Source organism: Paraburkholderia sp. SIMBA_054 (assembly GCF_046534875.1).
In the GTDB taxonomy this organism is placed as follows: domain Bacteria; phylum Pseudomonadota; class Gammaproteobacteria; order Burkholderiales; family Burkholderiaceae; genus Paraburkholderia; species Paraburkholderia hospita.
The window spans coordinates 1-20,379 of the sequence record NZ_JAWRXV010000005.1 but is presented as its reverse complement, the minus strand read 5'-3'; the positions used below and the strand labels follow the sequence as shown (position 1 = coordinate 20,379).

Annotated in this window: 16 protein-coding genes; 13 read left to right on the top strand and 3 right to left on the bottom strand. The window is 62.2% G+C overall.

The features are described from left to right. The first annotated feature begins 68 nt into the window (after window positions 1–68). The 6 genes from SB822_RS07490 (at window position 69) to SB822_RS07465 (ending at window position 7,270) form a co-directional block, all read left to right on the top strand. A complete protein-coding gene (locus tag SB822_RS07490; RefSeq protein ID WP_007744650.1) occupies window positions 69–1,391 on the top strand; it encodes an ABC transporter substrate-binding protein in 1,323 nt (440 codons plus the stop codon). Window positions 1,392–1,588: 197 nt separating this feature from the next. Beyond that, window positions 1,589–2,527 (top strand): carbohydrate ABC transporter permease, encoded by a 939-nt coding sequence (locus SB822_RS07485; protein ID WP_007744648.1) that lies wholly within the window; start codon window positions 1,589–1,591, stop codon window positions 2,525–2,527. Beyond that, the gene (locus SB822_RS07480; RefSeq protein ID WP_007744646.1) at window positions 2,524–3,390 is read left to right on the top strand and encodes a carbohydrate ABC transporter permease; all 867 of its coding nucleotides are present in this window, start codon (window positions 2,524–2,526) and stop codon (window positions 3,388–3,390) included. The genes SB822_RS07485 and SB822_RS07480 overlap by 4 nt, the downstream gene beginning before the upstream one ends. Further along, the gene (locus SB822_RS07475) at window positions 3,387–4,082 is read left to right on the top strand and encodes an HAD family hydrolase (RefSeq protein ID WP_086919524.1); all 696 of its coding nucleotides are present in this window, start codon (window positions 3,387–3,389) and stop codon (window positions 4,080–4,082) included. The genes SB822_RS07480 and SB822_RS07475 overlap by 4 nt, the downstream gene beginning before the upstream one ends. A gap of 49 nt (window positions 4,083–4,131) precedes the next feature. Further along, window positions 4,132–5,241: an ABC transporter ATP-binding protein gene (locus tag SB822_RS07470; RefSeq protein WP_007578929.1), complete on the top strand. Its 1,110-nt coding sequence runs from the start codon at window positions 4,132–4,134 to the stop codon at window positions 5,239–5,241. Window positions 5,242–5,485: 244 nt separating this feature from the next. After that, complete coding sequence (locus SB822_RS07465; RefSeq protein ID WP_244144572.1) at window positions 5,486–7,270, top strand: tetratricopeptide repeat protein; 1,785 nt, start codon at window positions 5,486–5,488, stop codon at window positions 7,268–7,270. Window positions 7,271–7,297: 27 nt separating this feature from the next. Here the strand turns inward: SB822_RS07465 and SB822_RS07460 are convergent, their stop codons facing one another. The 3 genes from SB822_RS07460 to dalD all read right to left on the bottom strand — a co-directional run bounded on the left by SB822_RS07460 (window position 7,298) and on the right by dalD (window position 11,468). Next, window positions 7,298–8,254 (bottom strand): sugar-binding transcriptional regulator, encoded by a 957-nt coding sequence (locus SB822_RS07460; protein WP_410854444.1) that lies wholly within the window; start codon window positions 8,252–8,254, stop codon window positions 7,298–7,300. A 127-nt stretch (window positions 8,255–8,381) separates the two neighbouring features. Further along, on the bottom strand, window positions 8,382–9,866 hold the full coding sequence (xylB, locus tag SB822_RS07455) for a xylulokinase (RefSeq protein WP_410854443.1): 1,485 nt from the start codon (window positions 9,864–9,866) through the stop codon (window positions 8,382–8,384). A gap of 192 nt (window positions 9,867–10,058) precedes the next feature. Next, the gene (dalD, locus tag SB822_RS07450) at window positions 10,059–11,468 is read right to left on the bottom strand and encodes a D-arabinitol 4-dehydrogenase (RefSeq protein ID WP_090835992.1); all 1,410 of its coding nucleotides are present in this window, start codon (window positions 11,466–11,468) and stop codon (window positions 10,059–10,061) included. Between the two features lie 574 nt (window positions 11,469–12,042). Here dalD and SB822_RS07445 point away from each other — a divergent pair. From SB822_RS07445 to SB822_RS07415, 7 genes are all read left to right on the top strand, one after another. Then, a complete protein-coding gene (locus tag SB822_RS07445; RefSeq protein ID WP_090836002.1) occupies window positions 12,043–13,065 on the top strand; it encodes an AraC family transcriptional regulator in 1,023 nt (340 codons plus the stop codon). Window positions 13,066–13,165: 100 nt separating this feature from the next. Beyond that, complete coding sequence (locus SB822_RS07440; RefSeq protein ID WP_090835993.1) at window positions 13,166–14,113, top strand: ABC transporter substrate-binding protein; 948 nt, start codon at window positions 13,166–13,168, stop codon at window positions 14,111–14,113. A gap of 69 nt (window positions 14,114–14,182) precedes the next feature. Further along, window positions 14,183–15,718 carry a sugar ABC transporter ATP-binding protein gene (locus SB822_RS07435; RefSeq protein ID WP_090835994.1) on the top strand — a complete coding sequence of 512 codons (1,536 nt, stop codon included), beginning with the start codon at window positions 14,183–14,185 and terminating at the stop codon, window positions 15,716–15,718. Then, window positions 15,705–16,706, top strand: coding sequence for an ABC transporter permease (locus tag SB822_RS07430; RefSeq protein WP_007578919.1), 1,002 nt, complete (start codon window positions 15,705–15,707; stop codon window positions 16,704–16,706). The genes SB822_RS07435 and SB822_RS07430 overlap by 14 nt, the downstream gene beginning before the upstream one ends. Window positions 16,707–16,748: 42 nt before the next feature. Then, complete coding sequence (locus SB822_RS07425) at window positions 16,749–17,837, top strand: erythritol/L-threitol dehydrogenase (RefSeq protein WP_007578918.1); 1,089 nt, start codon at window positions 16,749–16,751, stop codon at window positions 17,835–17,837. 51 nt (window positions 17,838–17,888) lie between these two features. Then, a complete protein-coding gene (locus tag SB822_RS07420) occupies window positions 17,889–19,433 on the top strand; it encodes an FGGY-family carbohydrate kinase (RefSeq protein ID WP_090835995.1) in 1,545 nt (514 codons plus the stop codon). Beyond that, window positions 19,430–20,167, top strand: a complete 738-nt coding sequence (locus SB822_RS07415) for an SDR family oxidoreductase (protein WP_090835996.1) — start codon at window positions 19,430–19,432, stop codon at window positions 20,165–20,167. Before SB822_RS07420 ends, SB822_RS07415 begins: the two co-directional genes overlap by 4 nt. Window positions 20,168–20,379: the final 212 nt, after the last annotated feature.

The following is a 20,379-nucleotide window of genomic DNA, read 5'->3' as shown; positions in this document are numbered from 1 at the left end:
AACCGCAAGCGCCGGTCACGTACCCGATCAAGTACCAAAACGCAAAGTACGAATAAAGGAGACAAACGATGAAGCCCACCTGCAAACCCGCGCTCAACGTATTCGGCGCAGCGGCACTCGCGTGCGCCGCATTCAGCGCGAACGCGGCGACCGTCACGATCGCCACGTTGAACAACCCCGACATGATCGAGTTGAAGAAGCTGTCGCCGGCATTCGAGAAAGCGAATCCCGACATCAAGCTCAACTGGGTGATTCTCGAAGAAAACGTGCTGCGTCAGCGCGCCACGACGGACATCACGACGGGCAGCGGCCAGTTCGACGTGATGACGATCGGCGCCTATGAAACGCCACAATGGGGCAAGCGCGGCTGGCTCACGCCGCTCACGAACCTGCCCGCCGATTACGACCTGAACGACGTCGTGAAAACGGCGCGCGACGGCCTGTCGTACAACGGCTCGCTGTACGCGCTGCCGTTCTACGTCGAAAGCTCGATGACGTATTACCGCAAGGATCTGTTCGCGGCGAAGGGCCTGAAGATGCCCGATCAGCCGACCTACGACCAGATCGCGCAGTTCGCCGAAAAGCTGACGGACAAGGCCAACGGCGTCTACGGCATCTGTCTGCGCGGCAAGGCGGGCTGGGGCGAGAACATGGCCTACGCGACGACCGTCGTGAACACGTTCGGCGGCCGCTGGTTCGACGAGAAGTGGAACGCGCAACTGACGACGCCCGAATGGAAGAAGGCGATCTCCTTCTACGTCGATCTGCTGAAGAAGTACGGCCCGCCGGGAGCCAGTTCGAACGGCTTCAACGAAAACCTCACGCTGATGTCGTCGGGCAAATGCGGGATCTGGATCGACGCGACGGTTGCCGCCGGCATGCTCTACAACAAGCAGCAATCGCAGATCGCCGACAAGGTCGGCTTTGCAGCCGCGCCGACGGCCGTCACGCCGAAGGGCTCGCACTGGCTGTGGGCGTGGGCGCTCGCGATTCCGAAGTCGTCGAAGCAGGCGGACGCGGCGAAGAAGTTCATCACGTGGGCGACGTCGAAGCAGTACATCGAGCTCGCAGCGAAGGATGAAGGCTGGGCCTCGGTGCCGCCCGGCACGCGTCAGTCGACCTATGCGCGCCCCGAGTACAAGCAGGCCGCGCCATTCGGCGACTTCGTGCTGAAGGCGATCGAAACCGCCGATCCCGATCATCCGACGTTGAAGCCGGTGCCGTACACGGGCGTGCAGTTCGTCGGCATCCCCGAGTTCCAGTCGTTCGGCACGGTGGTCGGTCAGAGCGTTTCGGGCGCGGTGGCAGGCCAGATGACGGTCGATCAGGCGCTGGCAGCCGGCAACGCGACGGCGGATCGCGCCGTCAAGCAGGCCGGCTATCAGAAATAAGCGTCAAGGCCTAATGGCATGCCGTCTGCTCGATCCCTACGCGGACGCGGCGTGTCCAGGAATTGAATCGCAGCCTCGAAGTAAGTAAGCCGGATCAGATGGAAAGCGCCGGCTGACAGCGCATCGTCAGCCGGACCCTGGCAGCACAGCGTGCCGCACGCCCCGCGGACCGCGCACTACCGAAGAGGTGGTCCATCATGCGTCAACACTTGCGTCTACCCCTCATGCATGCCCATCCCCAAACCGAACACGAGCGCGAAGAGCGCAAGGCCGCGCACGCGCGCTGGCTCGTCATGCCGTCCGTAGGCGTTCTCGTCCTGTGGATGGCGATTCCTCTCGCGATGACGATCTGGTTTTCGTTCTCGCGCTACAACCTGCTGAATCCTGACGTAAAGGGCTTCGCGGGTCTCGAAAACTATAAGTTTCTTGCCAGTGACCCGTCCTTCGGCCCGTCGATCCTGCACACGATGCAGTTGATCATCTCGGTGCTGGTGATCACGGTGGTTGGCGGCGTGCTGCTCTCGGTGCTGTTCGACCGCAAGTTCTACGGGCAGGGCGTCGCGCGGCTGCTCGCCATCGCGCCGTTCTTCGTGATGCCGACCGTCTCCGCGCTGATCTGGAAGAACATGATCCTGCACCCGGTGTATGGATTGATCGCGCAAGGCATGCGTGCGCTCGGTATGACGCCGATCGACTGGTTCGCCGACTATCCGTTGATCGCCGTGATCATCATCGTCGCGTGGCAGTGGTTGCCGTTCGCGTTTCTCATTCTGTTCACGGCGATCCAGTCGCTCGATCAGGAGCAGAAGGAAGCGGCGAAGATCGACGGCGCCGGTCCGTTCGCGATGTTCTTCTTCATCACGCTGCCACACCTGAGACGCGCGATCGCGGTCGTGGTGATGATGGAAACCATTTTCCTGCTGTCGATCTTCGCTGAAATCTACACGACGACGGGCGGCGGTCCGGGCAACGCGACGACCAACCTGTCGTACCTGATCTACGCGCTCGGCCTGCAACAGTTCGACGTTGGCCTCGCGTCCGCAGGCGGGATTCTCGCTGTGGTGCTCGCGAATATCGTGTCGTTCTTCCTCGTGCGCATGCTCGCGAAGAACCTGAAAGGGGAGTACGAAAAATGAGCCAGGTCGCCGCTACACCTGTTACGACGAATCTTTCGAAAACGAACTCGCCGTTGGCCATCGTCCGGCGCAGCATTCCGGGCATCCTCGCGTGGCTGATTGCGCTGCTGCTGTTCTTCCCGATCTTCTGGATGACCATCACGGCATTCAAGACGGAGCAGCAGGCTTACGCGTCGTCGCTGTTCTTCATGCCGACGCTCGAAAGCTTCCGCGAAGTGTTCGCGCGCAGCAATTACTTCGGCTTCGCGTGGAACTCGATCCTGATCTCGGTTGGCGTCACGCTGCTGTGCCTGATTCTGGCCGTGCCGTGCGCCTACGCGATGGCGTTCTTCCCGACGCGGCGCACGCAGAAAGTGCTGCTGTGGATGCTGTCGACGAAGATGATGCCGTCCGTCGGCGTGCTGGTGCCGATCTATCTGCTGTGGAAGAACAGCGGACTGCTCGACAGCGTGAGCGGCCTCGTGATCGTCTACACGCTGATCAATCTGCCCATTGCCGTGTGGATGTCGTTCACGTACTTCGCGGAAATTCCGCGCGACATTCTCGAAGCGGGGCGCATCGACGGCGCGGCGACGTGGCAGGAAATCGTCTATCTGCTGATGCCGATGTCGTTGCCGGGGCTTGCATCTACAGGGCTGCTGCTCGTGATCCTGTCGTGGAACGAGGCGTTCTGGAGCATCAACCTGTCCAGTTCTAACGCCGCGCCGCTGACGGTGTTCATCGCGTCGTATTCGAGTCCTGAAGGCTTGTTCTGGGCGAAGCTGTCGGCGGCGTCGCTGCTGGCCGTCGCGCCTATCCTGATCGTCGGCTGGGTTTCGCAGAAACAGCTGGTGCGTGGCCTTACCTTCGGGGCGGTCAAGTGACGGAGATCAGAACAGAGGCGAAGCTTGCGCTCATCTGCGATTGCGACGGCGTGCTGATCGACAGCGAAGCCGTCGCCGCCGCGGTGCTCGTCGAGGAGCTGGAAGCGCGCTGGCCCGGCACGGATGTCGCGCCCGTCGTGATGCCGTTGCTCGGCCTGCGCACGGAACGCGTGCTCTCAGGCACGGCATCGGCGCTCGGCAGGACGCTCGCCGAAGTCGACGTCGAAGCGATTCGCAGCGCAGTCGAACGCGCGGCCGTCAAGGCACCGATGGTCGACGGCATCGAGGCCGCGCTCGCGAGCATTCCGTTGACGAAGGCCTGCGCGAGCAACAGCTTTCGCGCGTATGTCGAAGCGGCGCTGGCGCGCACGGGCCTCGTGAAGCATTTCGGCGACCGGCTTTTCTGCGCCGATTCCGTCGCGCATCCGAAGCCGGCGCCCGACGTTTATCTCGCCGCCGCGCGCGGGCTGGGCGTGAACCCGGAAGCGTGCCTCGTGATCGAGGACAGCGTGGCGGGCGTGACGGCTGCGACGGCAGCGGGCATGACGGTGTATGGGTTCATCGGCGGCGGCCATGCGAGCGAGGATCAGGTCGGCGCGCTGCGCCGCGTGGGCGCGCAACACGTATTCGACGACATGACGCAATTGCCGGAACTGGTCGCGCGATGGTTGCAGCGCGTGACGGTGGCGTGAAGGCATCGGCGAAACGATTAAACGTAGTACGGAAATTCGGAGACACATCATGGCAAGCGTAACTCTGCGCAACATCAGAAAGGCTTACGACGACAACGAGGTGATGCGCAACATCAACCTCGACATCCAGGACGGCGAGTTCGTCGTGTTCGTCGGCCCAAGCGGCTGCGGCAAGTCCACGCTGATGCGGATGATTGCCGGCCTCGAAGACATCTCGGGCGGCGACCTGAATATCGACGGTACACGCATGAACGACGTGCCGCCCGCCAAGCGCGGCATCGCGATGGTGTTCCAGTCGTACGCGCTGTATCCGCACATGACGCTGTACGACAACATGGCGTTCGGCCTGAAGCTCGCGGGCACGAAGAAGCCGGAGATCGACGCCGCCGTGCGCAACGCCGCGAAGATCCTGCATATCGACCATTTGCTCGAACGCAAGCCGAAGCAGCTGTCGGGCGGCCAGCGTCAACGTGTGGCGATCGGCCGCGCGATCACGCGCAAGCCGAAGGTGTTCCTGTTCGACGAACCGCTGTCGAACCTCGACGCCGCGCTGCGTGTGAAGATGCGCCTCGAATTTGCGCGCCTGCACGACGAGTTGAAGACCACGATGATCTACGTGACGCACGATCAGGTCGAAGCGATGACGCTCGCCGACAAGATCGTCGTGTTGTCGGCGGGGAATCTCGAGCAGGTCGGCAGCCCGAACATGCTGTATCACGCGCCGGCGAACCGGTTTGTGGCGGGCTTCATCGGCTCGCCGAAGATGAACTTCCTCGAAGGCGTCGTGCAGTCGGTGTCGGCGAGCGGTGTGCTCGTCAAGTACGAAACGGGCGAGACGCAGCTCGTGCTGGTCGAGCCGGGCCGCGCGAAAGAAGGCGACAAGGTGACCGTCGGTATTCGCCCCGAGCATCTGCATCTCGACCTGCCCGACAATGGCGTGTCGGCCAGCGTCATGGCGATCGAATCGCTCGGCGATGCAGCGTATCTGTACGCTGAAAGCAGCGTTGCGCCGGATGGCCTGATCGCGCGTATTCCGCCGCTCGAGCGACATGAGAAGGGCGGCACGATCCGGGTCGGCGCAACGCCCGATCACTGCCATCTGTTCGACAGCGACGGACAGGCGTTCCATCGCAAGATCGTCGAAGTGCTCGCGGCCTGATCCTGCACGCAAAGAAGGCGCCGTTGCATGCTTTGCAACGGCGCCTTTCCTATTTGCAGACTCGGACTTTTCCGATTTATCTGCCACCTATCTCATATCAAAATTGTGCATCGTCTGACAGCGCGCATCTGAGCGGTTCTTCAGGTGGGTTCTGTCCGTTCTCCGTCCATTGCCCCGAACACGTCATCCGCGCGATTGCTCCCAAGACCGCGCGACCATGCGCGTGCGGCCGACTCAAGACGCCATGCACAACGCTTCCACTCTCACACCTCAAGAAACCGTCTCGACACCGGCTGTCGATCACGCGCTCGCGCTGCACAGCGCCGGCCAGCTCGATCGCGCCGAACAGGCGTATCGCGCGATCCTCGACGCACAGCCCCACGATGCGAACACGTTCTACATGCTTGGCGTGCTGTACTTGCAGCGCGCGGATCTCGAGCGCGCAATCGAATGCTTCGATACGTCGCTTGCGCTGCGGCCTGACGACGCGGACTGTCTGAACGATCGCGGAATCGCTGCGCTTTCGCGCAGTGACAACGAAGGCGCGGCCGATTTTTTTCGAAGAGCAGTCGAATGCGCGCCGCAGGATGCGCTCGCGCACTGCAACTTGGGCAAGGCGCTGCGGCGTCTGTCCAAACCCGAAGAAGCGCTGAACCACTTCCAGCGCGCACTTGCTCTCGATCACGACTTGTTCGAAGCGGCGCTCGGCAGCGCGGACATGCTCGAAGTCCTTTCCCGTCCACATGATGCCGTGGCAGCCTATGAATACGCCGCACGTTACGCGCCCGACGATCTGCGCGTGCTGCTGGGTCTCGGCTTGACGCTGAACGCCGTGCGCCGCCATGCGGAAGCCGCGGATTGTTTCGAACGCGCATTGCAAAAGGAACCGGAAAACGTGCACGCGCTGTTCGGGATCGCGTTTGCAACGGATGGCCAGTTGAAGTTCGAGGATGCGCTCGTCAGATATCAGCGCGCGCTGGAGGCCTTGCCCGATTCGCCGACGCTGCACAACAACGTCGCGTTCACGCTGACGTGCATGTCGCGTTACGACGAAGCGGATCATCACTTACGGCGCGCAATCGAACTCACGCCGGATCTTTCGAATGCGTACAAGCTGCTCGGCATGTCGGAGTTGCGGCGCGGAAATTTTCGCAAGGGCTGGGAGCACTACGAGCATCGCAAGACGACACCGAGCGGATTGCGCGATTACCCAGAGTGCGAGATGCCCGAATGGCGGGGCGAGCCGGTCGAAGGCAAGCGCTTTCTGCTGACGCGTGAACAGGGTGCAGGCGATCAGTTGCAGTTCATTCGCTATGCGAGCGTGCTGCACGACATGGGCGCAACCGTCGACGTGTGGACCAGCGAGGAACTGGCGCCGCTCTTTGCCCGCGTGCGCGGCGTGAACGACGTGTTGACGGCGTTACCCAAAGGCGCCGGTTACGACTACTGCTGCCCGATGATGAGCGTGCCCGCGTGGCTACACGACGACGCGATTCCGAGCGCAGTGCCGTATCTGTCCGTGGATGACACGCAGGTTGCCGCATGGCGCGCGCGGCTCGAACAGACCGCAGGGTCGCGCAAGAAGATCGGCCTGGTATGGGCGGGCAATCCGGGGCATTACCTCGATGTCTACCGTTCGGCGCGGCTCGCGGCGCTGGAACCGCTTGCGTCGGTCGGCGGTCTTGCATGGTTCGGGTTGCAGAAGGGAGCGCCAGAGACGCAACTCGATGGCGTTGCGCATCGCTGGCCGATCTGCGCGCTTGGCCAGTCGCTCGACAGCTTTTACACGACGGCAGCCGTGATCCAATCACTGGATCTCGTCATCACCGTCGATACGTCCGTCGCGCATCTGGCGGGCGCGCTCGGCAAACCGGTATGGGTGATGCTGCCGAAGCAGGCCGACTGGCGCTGGATGATGTCGGGTGAGACGAACCCGTGGTACCCAGGCGCGCGGCTTTTCCGGCAGCAGGTGTTGGGCGACTGGTCGCCCGTCGTCGAAGCGCTGCGCAGCGCGCTCGAAGCCCTCTAGCGCAAGCGAGCCGCGCGCAGGCGCGGACTAAGCGGCGCCGTGATTCAGCGCGGCGCGCGCGCACAACTCGTCGGTCACGAGCCCCGACAGCCAGCCGCCCTTCAACGCGGCAATCACCGCATTGCGCTTGCGTTCGCCGCCCGCGAAGCCGATCACGGGCCGCTTGGGCGGTGAATCGAGTCGCAAGCTCGTCACGCGGCGCCCCGTCGGTGATTCGACGCGCGCGCCGTTCGCATCGATCGGTAGTCCGAGCAGTTCCGCCACCGCGCCCAGCGACACCAGTTCTTCCACTTCATCCGATGTGATGAAGCCGTCTTCATGCAGCGGGCAACGCAGCCCGATATTGCCGATCCCGACGAACGCGACATCCGCGTCGCCCGACAGCGATTCGACGATCCGGTACAGACGGTGATTGCACCACTGCGCGCGTTCCGCTTCGCTATCGGCGATCAACGGCGCGGGCAACAGAAAGTGCTTGCCGCCCGTCTTCTCCGAGATGTGCAGCGCGACGTCGTAGCGGTTGGACGAGCCGTCCTGCGCAATCGCACCGACCATCGACACCAGCCGATGCTGCGGCCGCTCCAGTTGCCCGACCTGATCGACGACGGCCTTCAGCGTACGGCCGCTGCTCACCGCGACGACCATCGGCTTTTCTTCGCCGAGATAGCGTTCCATCACCTGCGCGCCCGCGACGGCGAGCTTGCGGTCAATTTCTTCGGGCTTGTCGTTGTCGACGGGGACGACTTCGCACATCGACAGGCCATAGCGCTTCGACAGCTGATCGGCGAGCGACAGACAGTCCGCCAGCCGATGATCGACACGCACGCGAATCAGGTTCTTCTCGACGGCGAACGCGACGAGCCGTTGCGCGACGGGCCGCGACACCTGCAGTTTTTCCGCGATCTCATTCTGCGTATTGCCGGCGACGTAGTAGAGCCAGGCGGCGCGCGTCGCGAGATCGAGCTTTTCAGTGGACTTGGGCACGATGTTGTCGGTCTTAATGTCTCTAATGCGCACAACGTCGATATGTCACCAGGAAGCTAGTGTCAGGCGATCTGGTGCGCTGCCTGTTGTGGAGATTCATCGCTGTCTTCACGGGTGGTTCACGCGTTCACGTCGCGTCTGCTTCAGGCGCTGGCGCAAACATCGGCTTCACATGACGGTACAGCGCGCGATAACTCGCGAGCCGCTCGCGCAGCATCGCATGTCGCCGCGCGTTCGGCGTGAATTCGATTTCGACGGGCGGCTTGGTCAGCACCTTCGCCGGATCGCCGCCCGCCGCGAGCCAGCCCAGACGCGCCGCACCGAGCGCCGCGCCCGTTTCGCCGCCGCCGTGCTTGCGCGTGGTGGTGTTCAGCGAATCGGCGAGCAGTTGCGCCCAGTAGTTGCTGCGCGCGCCGCCGCCCAGCAGCGACAGCGCGTGTACTTCGGCGCCCGCCGCGCGCAGCGCGTCGAGGCCGTCCGTCAGCGCAAGCGTCACGCCTTCGAGCACCGCATAGCCGAGCAGCGCGCGATCGGTTGCGTGCGTCATGCCGAAGAACACGCCTTGCGAATACGGATCGTTGTGCGGCGTGCGTTCGCCCGACAGATACGGCAGGAACAATGGCGCGGTTGCGAGCGCATCGTCGGGTAGCTTTTCGACTTCGGCGAGCAGCGTCGGCTCGTCGGTGGAGGTGAGCTTGCAGACCCAGCGCAGGCAGCTCGCCGCCGACAGCACCACGCTCATCTGATGCCAGCGGTCGGGGATCGCATGACAGAACGCATGCACAGCGGATTCGGGGTTCGGGCGGAAGCTGTTGCCGATCACGCACAACACGCCCGACGTACCGAGCGACACGAAGCCGTCGCCGGGTTGCGTCGCGCCGATGCCGATTGCGCTCGTCGCGTTGTCGCCGCCGCCCGCCGCGACCACGACGGGTTCGCGCAAGCCTAGTTCGCGCGCGAGTTCGGGCCGCAGCATGCCCGACGGCGCGCTGCCTTCAGCCAGACGCGGCATGTGCGAGCGGTTCAGATCGCAGGCGGCGAGCAGCGTATCGGACCAGTCTCGCTGTGCGACGTCGAGCCAGAGCGTGCCGGCGGCGTCGGACGGATCGGAAACCTTGTCGCCCGTCAGTTGCAGGCGCAAATAATCCTTCGGCAGCAGCACGCAGGCCGTTTGACGGAAGATCTCCGGCTCGTGACGCGCAACCCACAGCAGCTTCGGCGCAGTGAAGCCGGGCATCGCCAGATTGCCGGCGATCCGATGCAGATCCGGCGCGCGCCGAAGCAGCTCCTCGCATTCTTCGACGGCGCGCATGTCGTTCCACAGGATCGCGGGGCGCAGCACGCGGTCTTCGCTGTCGAGCAGCACGGCACCGTGCATCTGTCCTGACAGCCCGATGCCGCGAATCTGCGCGAACTGCTCCGGGTAGCGGTCGCGCAGCGCGAATAGCGCGGCGCGCGTGCCTTGCCACCAGTCGGACGGGTTCTGCTCCGACCAGCGTTGATGCGGACGCGAAACGGTGAACGGAGAACCTGCCGTGCCGACCACGCGTCCGTCGGACGCGAGCAGCAGAACTTTTACTTCGGACGTGCCGAGGTCGATGCCGAGATACATGGGCGCGAAACCTTCGTCGGTAGGAGATGCGCTACTTTAGCCGCATGCCGCGTGCGATGCCATGCGCAAAAGACCTGACGCATCGCATGTATCGCATCCATCGGATACGGCGCTCAATGGGATCGACCGCGCGTGGTTCGTCGCCATGCGCGGCCGGGATGTCATGTGCAGAACGAGCCGGTATGAATGCGCTCAGCCGTTGCGCTTTGCAAGCCACGCATCGACGCGACCGACTGCCGAACGGACCACCTTCTCGAGCGAAGCCGTGCCCGCCATGCTGCCCCACAGCAGTTTGTCCGAGCAGAACGCCTGCACGGGATCGGCTGCGCTGAAGAAGCCGCGCGCGACGCCTTCGTCCATCACGCCATCCTGATACGTGTACGGCAGCTTGCCTTGCTGCCACCTGTCGAGAAAGCGGAAAAACAGCGCGGGCAGCATTGCCGTCGCGTTCGGCTCGACCTTGCGCTCGAAGCACTCGGACAGCGTCGGCGCGATGAAGCCTGGAATCTTCGAGAAGCCATCGGCCGCGACGCGCTGATTCGTGTCCTGGATATAAGGATTGCCGAAGCGTTCGAGCACGACGTCGCGATACTTCGCGAGATCGAGCGGACTCGGCGTGAGGCACGGAATCACGTCTTGCGTCACGTAGTCGTAAGCGAACTGGCGAATCTCGGCGTCGAGCGTGCCTTCGTGGATATACGAAAGCCCGGCGAGCGTACCCGCCCAAGCGATACAGCTATGCGTCGCGTTGAGAATGCGGATTTTCGCTTCTTCGTACGGCAGTACCGATTCGACCAACTCGGCGCCGACCTGCTCCCACGCCGGCCGTCCGGCGATGAAGTGATCCTCGATCACCCACTGGATGAACGATTCGCCCATCACGGGGCATGCATCGTCGAAGCCCGTGGCTGCCTTCACGCGTTCGCGCACATCCGGTGTGGGACGCGGCGTGATGCGATCGACCATCGAATTCGGGCACGCGGTATTCGCATCGAACCAATTGCGCAATTCGCTCGCGCCGCGCCGCTCGAGGAACTGCGTCATGCCCGCGCGGAAGCGGTCGCCGTTGCTGCGCAGGTTGTCGCAGGTCTGCAGCGTGACGGCGCCCGCGTTGCGCTGCATGCGCGCTTCGAGAATCGCCGCGAGCGCGCCGTAGATGGTGGTGCGCGCACCGTTCAGGTCGGCGGCGAGGTCGGGGTTGGCCGTGTCGAGCTTGTCGTGTTCGTCGAGGTAATAGCCGCCTTCCGTCACGGTGAAGGCGACGATCTTGCACGCGGGATCGGCGCCTGCTTCGACGAGCGCATCGAGATTCTCCGACCACGGCACCACACGTTCGATCGAGCGGATCGTCTCGTACGCGCGCTTGCCTTGCGGCGTGACGGTTTCGAGCGTGTAGACGCCGTTCTGCGCGGCGAGCGCTTCGGCGACGGCGTTCATGTCGCTGCGGATGTTGCCGACGCTGAGCGACCAGTGCGGATCGCCTGGCTTGCGCGCTTCGTTGAGCCGGTGCAGATACCAGGCCTGATGCGCGCGATGGAACGAGCCCGCGCCGATATGCAGGATCACCTGCTTGCTTGCGCCGCTGCTTTGGCCGCTGTTCATATGTGTCTCCTAAATGCGCACGGTCTTTCGCGTGCGTTCCTTGGGATAAGTCTAGAAGGTGTCCCGGCGTTGTGAGCCGATGTCAGAAGAATATGAGAGCATTTGCTCTGCATTTGAACTAATGATCGTATTCGGCCGATTGAAAGTCAAGGCACAGCACGTGGCTTTTCGTGGCGCAGCGCGGTGGGACGGGCTTCTGCAGCGCACGCGACATGCGCGGAATGCTGTCGCGCAAGCATTCGCGTGACTGTTGCATTGCATCAAATTTGACAGCGCAGAGGCCAGGACTAACCCGAATGCAAAAAAGTATCGGTCGGCGGTCTCATTTCTAGTGGCCGCCATTGCGCCATGGGTCTAACTTTCGGTACACACGACAAGAGCAATAAAGCATGTTCATGCCGCGAGCCTTCAACTCGCGCTGCTGATGAAGAAACAGGAGGAAGACAGATGAAGGGCATCGTCACGCCGGTTACCTGGTTGCACGCGCATCGACATGCGGATCTGCATGTGCGTCGCGCGGAATGCGCGCAATATGCGCGGCCCTCGCTCTGAACCGCGCCCACAGGAGACTGACGTGCAACCCGATCTCGAACTGGTCAGCGTGCGCCGCGATGAGTCGTTCAAAGCGTGGTATCACGGCTTTCCCTACCGCACGGTGCGCTGGCATTTCCACCCCGAATTCGAAATCCATCTGATCGTCGCGACGACGGGCAAGATGTTCGTCGGCGATTACATCGGCGGCTTTGCACCGGGCAATCTCGTGCTGATGGGGCCGAACCTGCCGCACAACTGGGTCAGCGAAGTGCCCGAAGGCGTGACGATTGCGCAGCGCAATCTCGTCGTGCAGTTCGGCCAGGACTTCGTCGCGCATTGCATGGAGAGCTTTCCCGAGTGGCGTACGCTCGAAGCGCTGCTCGCCGATTCGCGGCGCGGCGTGTCGTTCGGCCCGCAGACCAGCGCATTGATTCAGCCGCTCTTCATGGAACTGCTCGAAGCGCGCGGCCTGCGCCGCATCGTGCTGTTTCTTTCGATGATGGAAATCCTGCTGAATGCGAGCGACCGCGAACTGCTTGCGAGCCCCGCGTATCAGATCGATCCGACCAGCTACGCTTCGACGCGCATCAATCATGTGCTGTCGTATATCGGAAAGAACCTCGCATCGGAGCTGCGCGAATCCGATCTCGCACAACTCGCGGGTCAGAGCGTGAGCGCGTTCTCGCGCTACTTCCGCCGTCATACGGGCCTGCCGTTCGTGCAGTACGTGAACCGCATGCGTATCAATCTCGCGTGCCAGTTGCTGATGGACGACGAGTTGAGCGTCACCGACATCTGCTACAAGGTCGGCTTCAACAATCTGTCGAACTTCAACCGGCAGTTTCTCACCGCGAAAGGCATGGCTCCGTCGAAGTTCCGCCGCTTCCAGCAACTGAACGACGCGAGCCGCGTCGCTTCGGAAGCGGCGGCGGCGCTCGGCAAGGGCATCGCCAACGCGCCTTCGATCGTGCCGGCCGCGCAGACGCCCAGTCATACGCACGGTCAGCCACGCGCCGCGCCCGCGGCGTATCCGCCTCACGGCTCGCCGCTCGCGACGACCTAGGGCACTTTCTCTAGCGTTTCTGTAGCTCACCGCTGCATCGTCTAATCACGCGCTGAAACCGCGTGAGGGACGCACTCATCCTCAAAAACGGAGACAAGCCATGACGCACAACACTTCGCTTCAGTCGCACGCCTTGCGCCTGCGGGCCACGCTGACTTTTGCCGCCGTGATGCTCGGCGCGCCGCTCGCTGCGCACGCCGCCGAACCCGCGCCGCTGAAGATCGGCATGACGTTCCAGGAACTGAACAACCCGTACTTCGTGACGATGCAAAAGGCGCTGAACGATGCGGCCGCATCGATCGGCGCAACGGTCGTCGTCACCGACGCGCATCATGACGTGAGCAAGCAGGTAAGCGATGTCGAAGACATGCTGCAGAAGAAGATCGACATTCTGCTGGTGAACCCGACGGATTCGACGGGCATTCAGTCCGCCGTTGCGGCGGCGAAGAAGGCGGGCGCCGTGGTCGTTGCCGTGGATGCGAACGCGAACGGTCCCGTCGATTCGTTCGTCGGCTCGAAGAATTTCGACGCTGGCCAGATGTCGTGCGAGTACCTCGCGAAAGCCATTGGCGGCAGCGGCGAAGTGGCGATACTCGATGGCATTCCCGTCGTGCCAATTCTCGAACGCGTGCGCGGCTGCAAGGCGGCGCTCGCGAAGTTTCCGAACGTGAAGATCGTCGATACGCAGAACGGCAAGCAGGAACGCGCGACGGCGCTGTCCGTCACCGAGAACATGATCCAGGCGCATCCGAACCTGAAGGGCATCTTCAGCGTGAACGATGGCGGATCGATGGGCGCGTTGTCCGCGATCGAATCGTCGGGCAAGGACATCAAGCTGACGAGCGTCGACGGTGCGCCGGAAGCGATCACCGCGCTCCAGAAGCCGAACTCGAAGTTCATCGAAACGTCGGCGCAATTTCCGCGTGACCAGATTCGCCTCGCGATCGGCGTGGCGCTCGCGAAGAAGTGGGGCGCCAATGTGCCGAAGACGATTCCCGTCGACGTGAAGCTCGTCGACAAGGACAACGCGAAGGGTTTCAGCTGGTAAGCGACGTGTCGTGCATGGGGTGACGCAGGCGAAGCCCTGCGTCACCCCGTGAAACGCAAAGGAAAGGCGATGGACACGATTCTCAAACTCGACAACATCACGAAGAGCTTTCCGGGTGTGAAGGCGCTGCAAGGCATACACCTGGACATTGCGCGCGGCGAGATTCACGCGTTGCTCGGCGAGAACGGCGCGGGCAAGTCGACGTTGATGAAAATTCTGAGCGGCATCTATCAGCCCGACGACGGCACGATCGTGATCGACGGACAGGAACGGCACTTCACGAATTATCACGATGCCGTCGCGGCGGGCGTCGGCATTGTGTTCCAGGAGTTCAGTCTGATTCCGTATCTGAATGCCGTCGAGAACATGTTCCTCGGACGCGAGTTGCGCAACCGGCTCGGCATGCTCGATCGGACGAAGATGCGGCGCGCGGCGTCGGAGATTTTCGGGCGGCTCGGCGTTGCGATCGATCTGTCCGTGCCGATCCGCGAACTATCGGTTGCGCAGCAGCAGTTCGTCGAGATCGGCAAGGCGTTGTCGCTGAATGCGCGCATCCTGATTCTCGACGAGCCGACGGCCACGCTCACACCCGCCGAAGCCGAGCATCTGTTCACGATCATGCGCGATCTGAAGCAGCAAGGTGTCGCGATGATTTTCATCTCGCATCATCTCGAAGAGATTTTCGAAGTGTGCGACCGCATCACCGTGTTGCGCGACGGTCAGTATGTTGGGATGACGGATGTCGCAAAGACGGATGTGAGCCGGCTCGTCGAGATGATGGTCGGGCGCAAGATCGAGAACAGTTTTCCGCCGAAGCCCACATTGCCCGCCGATGCGAAAGCTGTGCTCGAAGTGAACGCATTGCAGTTGCACAAGGACGGACCGACCAACCGCTTCACGCTGCGTAAAGGCGAGATTCTCGGCTTCGCGGGACTGGTCGGCTCGGGCCGCACGGAGACGGCGCTCGCCGTGATCGGCGCGGATGCCGCACATGTGAAGGACATCCGCATCAACGGCGCGGCGGCGAACCTGTCCGATCCCGCCGACGCGCTGAAGTCCGGCATCGGCATTCTGCCGGAAAGCCGCAAGACGGAAGGGCTGATCACATCGTTCTCGATCAAGCAGAACATCTCGATCAATAACCTCGGCAAGTACCGCACCGGCCGCTTCTTCATCGATCACCGCAGCGAAGCGAAGGCAACCGCCGACATCATGAAGCGCGTTGGCGTGAAGGCGCCGACGATGCACACCGAAGTCGCGACGCTGTCGGGCGGCAATCAGCAGAAAGTGGTGATCGCGCGCTGGCTGAATCACCACACGAACATCCTTATCTTCGACGAGCCGACGCGCGGCATCGACGTCGGTGCGAAAGCGGAAATCTATCTACTGATGCGCGAACTCACGGCGCGCGGCTACTCGATCATCATGATTTCATCGGAATTGCCGGAGATCGTCGGCATGTGCGATCGCGTCGCCGTGTTCCGGCAGGGGCGCATCGAAGCGATTCTCGAAGGCGACCAGATCGAATCGAATGCCGTGATGACTTATGCAACGGCTGGTGCATCGGCTGCAACTCGTGGAGCAACACAGCATGAACACGCCTAATACTTCTCCCAAGACATCGACGGTCGCATCCGATACGCCCGGCACGCCGTTTCGCCTCAACTGGGCGAGCATCAAACGCTCGACCTTGTTCTATCCGTTTATCGGTTTGCTTGTTGTGTGCATCGTGATGGTGTTTGCCAGCGACAGTTTTCTGTCAGCGGCGAATCTCGAGAACGTGCTGCGCCAGGTGTCGATCAACGCGATCATCGCCGTCGGCATGACGGCTGTGATCCTGACGGGCGGCATCGATCTGTCCGTCGGTTCGGTGATGGCGCTGTCGGGCACGCTCGCGGCGGGTCTGATGGTGGCGGGCCTCAACGGCGTCGCGGCGATCGCGATCGGCATTGCCGTGGGGCTTGGCTTCGGCTTTGCGAATGGCTTTTTCGTCGCGTTCGCTGGCATGCCGCCCATCATCGTCACGCTGGCGACGATGGGTATCGCACGCGGCCTCGCGTTGATCTATACGGGCGGTTATCCGATCGACGGCCTGCCGGACTGGGTCAGCTTCTTCGGCAGCGGCAAGGTGCTCGGCATTCAGGCGCCCGTGCTGATCATGCTCGTGATCTACGCGATTGCATGGCTGTTGCTCGAACGCATGCCGTTTGGCCGCTATGTGTACGCGATCGGCGGCAACGAACAGGCGACGCGCCTGTCCGGCGTGCGTGTCGCGCGCGTCAAGCTGATCGTCTACACGCTGGCTGGCCTGACGTCGTCGTTCGCGGCCATGGTGCTCACGTCGCGTTTGATGAGCGGCCAGCCGAACGCGGGTGTCGGCTTCGAACTCGATGCGATTGCAGCTGTGGTGATGGGCGGCACGTCGATATCGGGCGGACGCGGCTCGATTATCGGCACGCTGATCGGTGCGCTGCTGCTCGGCGTGCTGAACAACGGCCTCAACATGGTCGGCGTGAATCCGTACGTGCAGAACGTGATCAAGGGCGGAATCATCCTGCTCGCGATCTACATCAGCCGCGAACGCAAGAAGTGAAATCACATACTCCTTTGTTTCCATTAATCGCAAGGCAATGCAATGACCACTCAGGACAACAGCAAAAGCATGACGGCGATCGTGTGTCACGCGCCGGAAGACTATCGCGTCGAACGCGTGACGAAGCCGCAGGCGCGCGCGCATGAACTCGTGATCCGTATCGCCGCGTGCGGCATCTGCGCCAGCGACTGCAAGTGCCATTCCGGCGCAAAAATGTTCTGGGGCGGCCCGAGCCCGTGGGTGAAAGCGCCCGTGATTCCGGGCCATGAATTTTTCGGCTACGTCGAAGAAATCGGTGAAGGCGCGGCCGAACATTTCGGCGTGGGGAAGGGCGACCGCGTGATCGCCGAACAGATCGTGCCGTGCGGTAAATGCCGCTATTGCAAATCCGGCCAGTACTGGATGTGCGAAGTGCACAACATCTTCGGCTTTCAGCGCGAGGTCGCGGACGGCGGCATGGCCGAATACATGCGCATTCCGCCGACGGCTATTGTCCACAAGATTCCCGATGGCATCTCGCTCGAAGATGCCGCGATCATCGAGCCGCTCGCGTGCGCGATTCACACCGTCAATCGCGGCGACGTTCAACTGGACGATGTGGTCGTGATCGCGGGCGCGGGGCCGCTTGGTCTGATGATGACGCAGGTCGCGCACCTGAAGACGCCGAAGAAACTGGTCGTGATCGATCTCGTCGACGAACGGCTGGAGCTGGCGCGCGAATACGGCGCTGACGTGACGATCAATCCGAAGAACGACGACGCGCTGGCCATCGTCAAATCGCTGACGGACAACTACGGCTGCGATGTCTACATCGAAACGACGGGCGTGCCGGTGGGCGTGAATCAGGGCATGGACCTGATTCGCAAGCTCGGGCGTTTTGTCGAGTTTTCCGTGTTCGGCGCGGAGACTACAATGGACTGGTCGATCATCGGCGACCGCAAGGAACTCGACGTGCGCGGCGCGCATCTGGGCCCTTACTGTTATCCGATTGCTATCGATCTACTGGCGCGCGGGCTCGTCACATCGAAAGGCATCGTCACGCATGGCTTTTCGCTCGAAGAGTGGGACGAAGCGATCAAGGTCGCGAATTCGCTCGACTCGATCAAGGTGTTGATGAAGCCGGCCCGATAGTCCGAAAAAATGAACAGTGCGCGTCGTTCGAGGCGCGCACACGGAGACACTATGAATTACGTCATCGGCGTCGATATCGGCACGCAGAGCACGAAGGCCGTGCTCGTCGACCAGAACGGCGCAATCGTCGCGCAGCATTCGAGCGGCTATCACCCGGACACACCGAAGCCGTTGTGGGCCGAGCAATGGCCGACCGTGTGGATGAAAGCGGTGATCGAATGTATCTCGCGCTGTGTGGCGAAGGCGCGTGAAGCGGGCGTCGCGTCGAATGCGATCAAGTCCGTGTGCGTGAGCAGTCTGTATGGCGGCTCGGGCATTCCCGTCGATACCGACATGAAGCCGCTGTATCCGTGCCTGATCTGGATGGACCGGCGCGCGACGGCACAGGTCGAATCGGTGCGTGCGAACGTCGATCTAGAACGTCTGTATGCGATCACGGGCAATGGCGTCGACAGCTACTACGGCTACACGAAGATGCTGTGGCTGCGCGACAACGAGCCGAATGTGTGGGCGAACACGCGCTTCTTCCTGCCGCCGAACGCGTACGTGATCTATCTGCTGACGGGCGAAGTGGCTGTCGATCACAGTTCGGCGGGCAACATCGGCGGCGTGTATGACATCGCGAAGCGCGACTGGTCCGACGAGGCCCTCGACATGCTCGGCATACCCGCGACGATGATGCCGGAGCATCTGGTCGAATCATCGGATGTGGTGGGTGGTTTGCTGTCGCAATGGACGGAGCAGCTTGGACTCGAAGCGGGCACGTCGATCGTCGCGGGCGGCGTCGATGCGGCGATGGCCACATATGCGGCGGGTGTCACGCGCGCTGGCCAGCACGTTGCGATGATCGGCACGAGCATGTGCTGGGGCTATATCAATCAGAGCGTTGACGCGCATCATGGCCTTATCAGCATGCCGCACGTGTTCAACGGGTTGCAGGATATCTATGTGTTCGGCGGCGCGATCACGGCGGGCGCGTCGGTGACGTGGTATCGCGAGCAGTTCTGCCATGCGGAAATTGAAGCGGCGAAAGCGATCCCACATGGCGATCCGCATCGATTACTCGAAGAGGACGCGGCGCAGATTCCTGCGGGTTCGGATGGCGTGATGTTCCTGCCGTATCTGATGGGCGAGCGCAGCCCGGTGTGGGACGCGAAGGCGAGCGGTGCGTTTGTCGGGTTGAACCTATATCACACGCGGGCGCATCTGTATCGCGCGGTGCTCGAAGGCGTTGCGTACGCGTTGCAGCACAACATCGTCGCGGGGCGCAAGGGCGCGAAGTCACTCGACGACAAGCTGATCGTCGTCGGCGGCGCCGCGCATTCGGACCTGTGGATGTCGATCATTGCGGACATCACGGGCTTTCCCGTCTACACGATCGAGCAGGACGTGGAAGCGGCAATGGGCGCGGCGCTGCTTGCCGCGTACGGCACGAAGCTGATTTCGCAGGAAACGGCGCGCGGCGGCTGGGTGAAGCTGATCGAGCGCGCGAAGCCCGATCCTGCGCGGCAGGCGGTGTACGCGGAGCGCTTTGGCATTTATACGGACCTGTATCCGGCGTTGAAGCCGGTCATGCATCGGCTGCAAGCGAAATGAAGACGATCTTCGATTTTTCCGGGCGCTCGATACTCGTGACGGGGGCATCGAGCGGCATTGGCCGCGTGACGGTGGAGATGTTGTGCGCGAGCGGCGCGCAGGTTGTTGCGGCGGCGCGCAATGTCGGCGAACTTGCACGTCTTGCGGAGGAGACGGGGTGTGAGCCCCTGGTGCTCGATGTCGGTGATGAGGCTGCGATTGATGAGGCGCTTGCGTCGCTCGATGTGTTCGATGGGCTCGTGAATTGTGCAGGCACGGCGATGCTTGAACGTGCGATTGATACGACTGCGTCGAGCTTTGATTCTGTGATGAGCGTTAATGCTCGCGGCGCGATACTGGTTGCGCGGCATGTGGCGCGGGCGATGATCGATGCCAAGCGCGCAGGCAGTATTGTTAATGTTTCTAGCCAGGCGGCGCTTGTTGGGCTTGAGGATCATTTGAGTTATTGCGCTTCTAAAGCTGCGATGGATGCGATTACGCGGGTTTTGTGTGTCGAGCTTGGGGGGTATGGGATTCGCGTGAATAGCGTTAATCCGACTGTCACTTTGACGCCGATGGCGGTGAAGGCATGGAGCGAGCCTTCGAAACGCGATCCTGCGTTGCAGGCTATTCCGCTTAAGCGGTTCGCTGAACCGCGGGAAGTTGCTGAGCCGATATTGTTTTTGCTTAGTGATGCGGCTTCTATGATCACTGGCGTGACTTTGCCAATCGATGGGGGGTATACCGCCAGGTGATTTTTTGGGTTTGGTGGTTTGGTTTTGTTTGCGACGCTGGGTGGGTTGCTTGTGTTTGCGCTGGCATCCGCGTGATGGTGTTGGCCGTTCAAGCGTCGCCCCTGTGCGGGGCGGCACCTACTTTTCTTTGCCGCCGCGTAACTATTCAGCGGTAACCAGAGGCGAAACGACGAATCCGGCAAAGCCCAATGCCAGCGCATCGATCAGCGAAC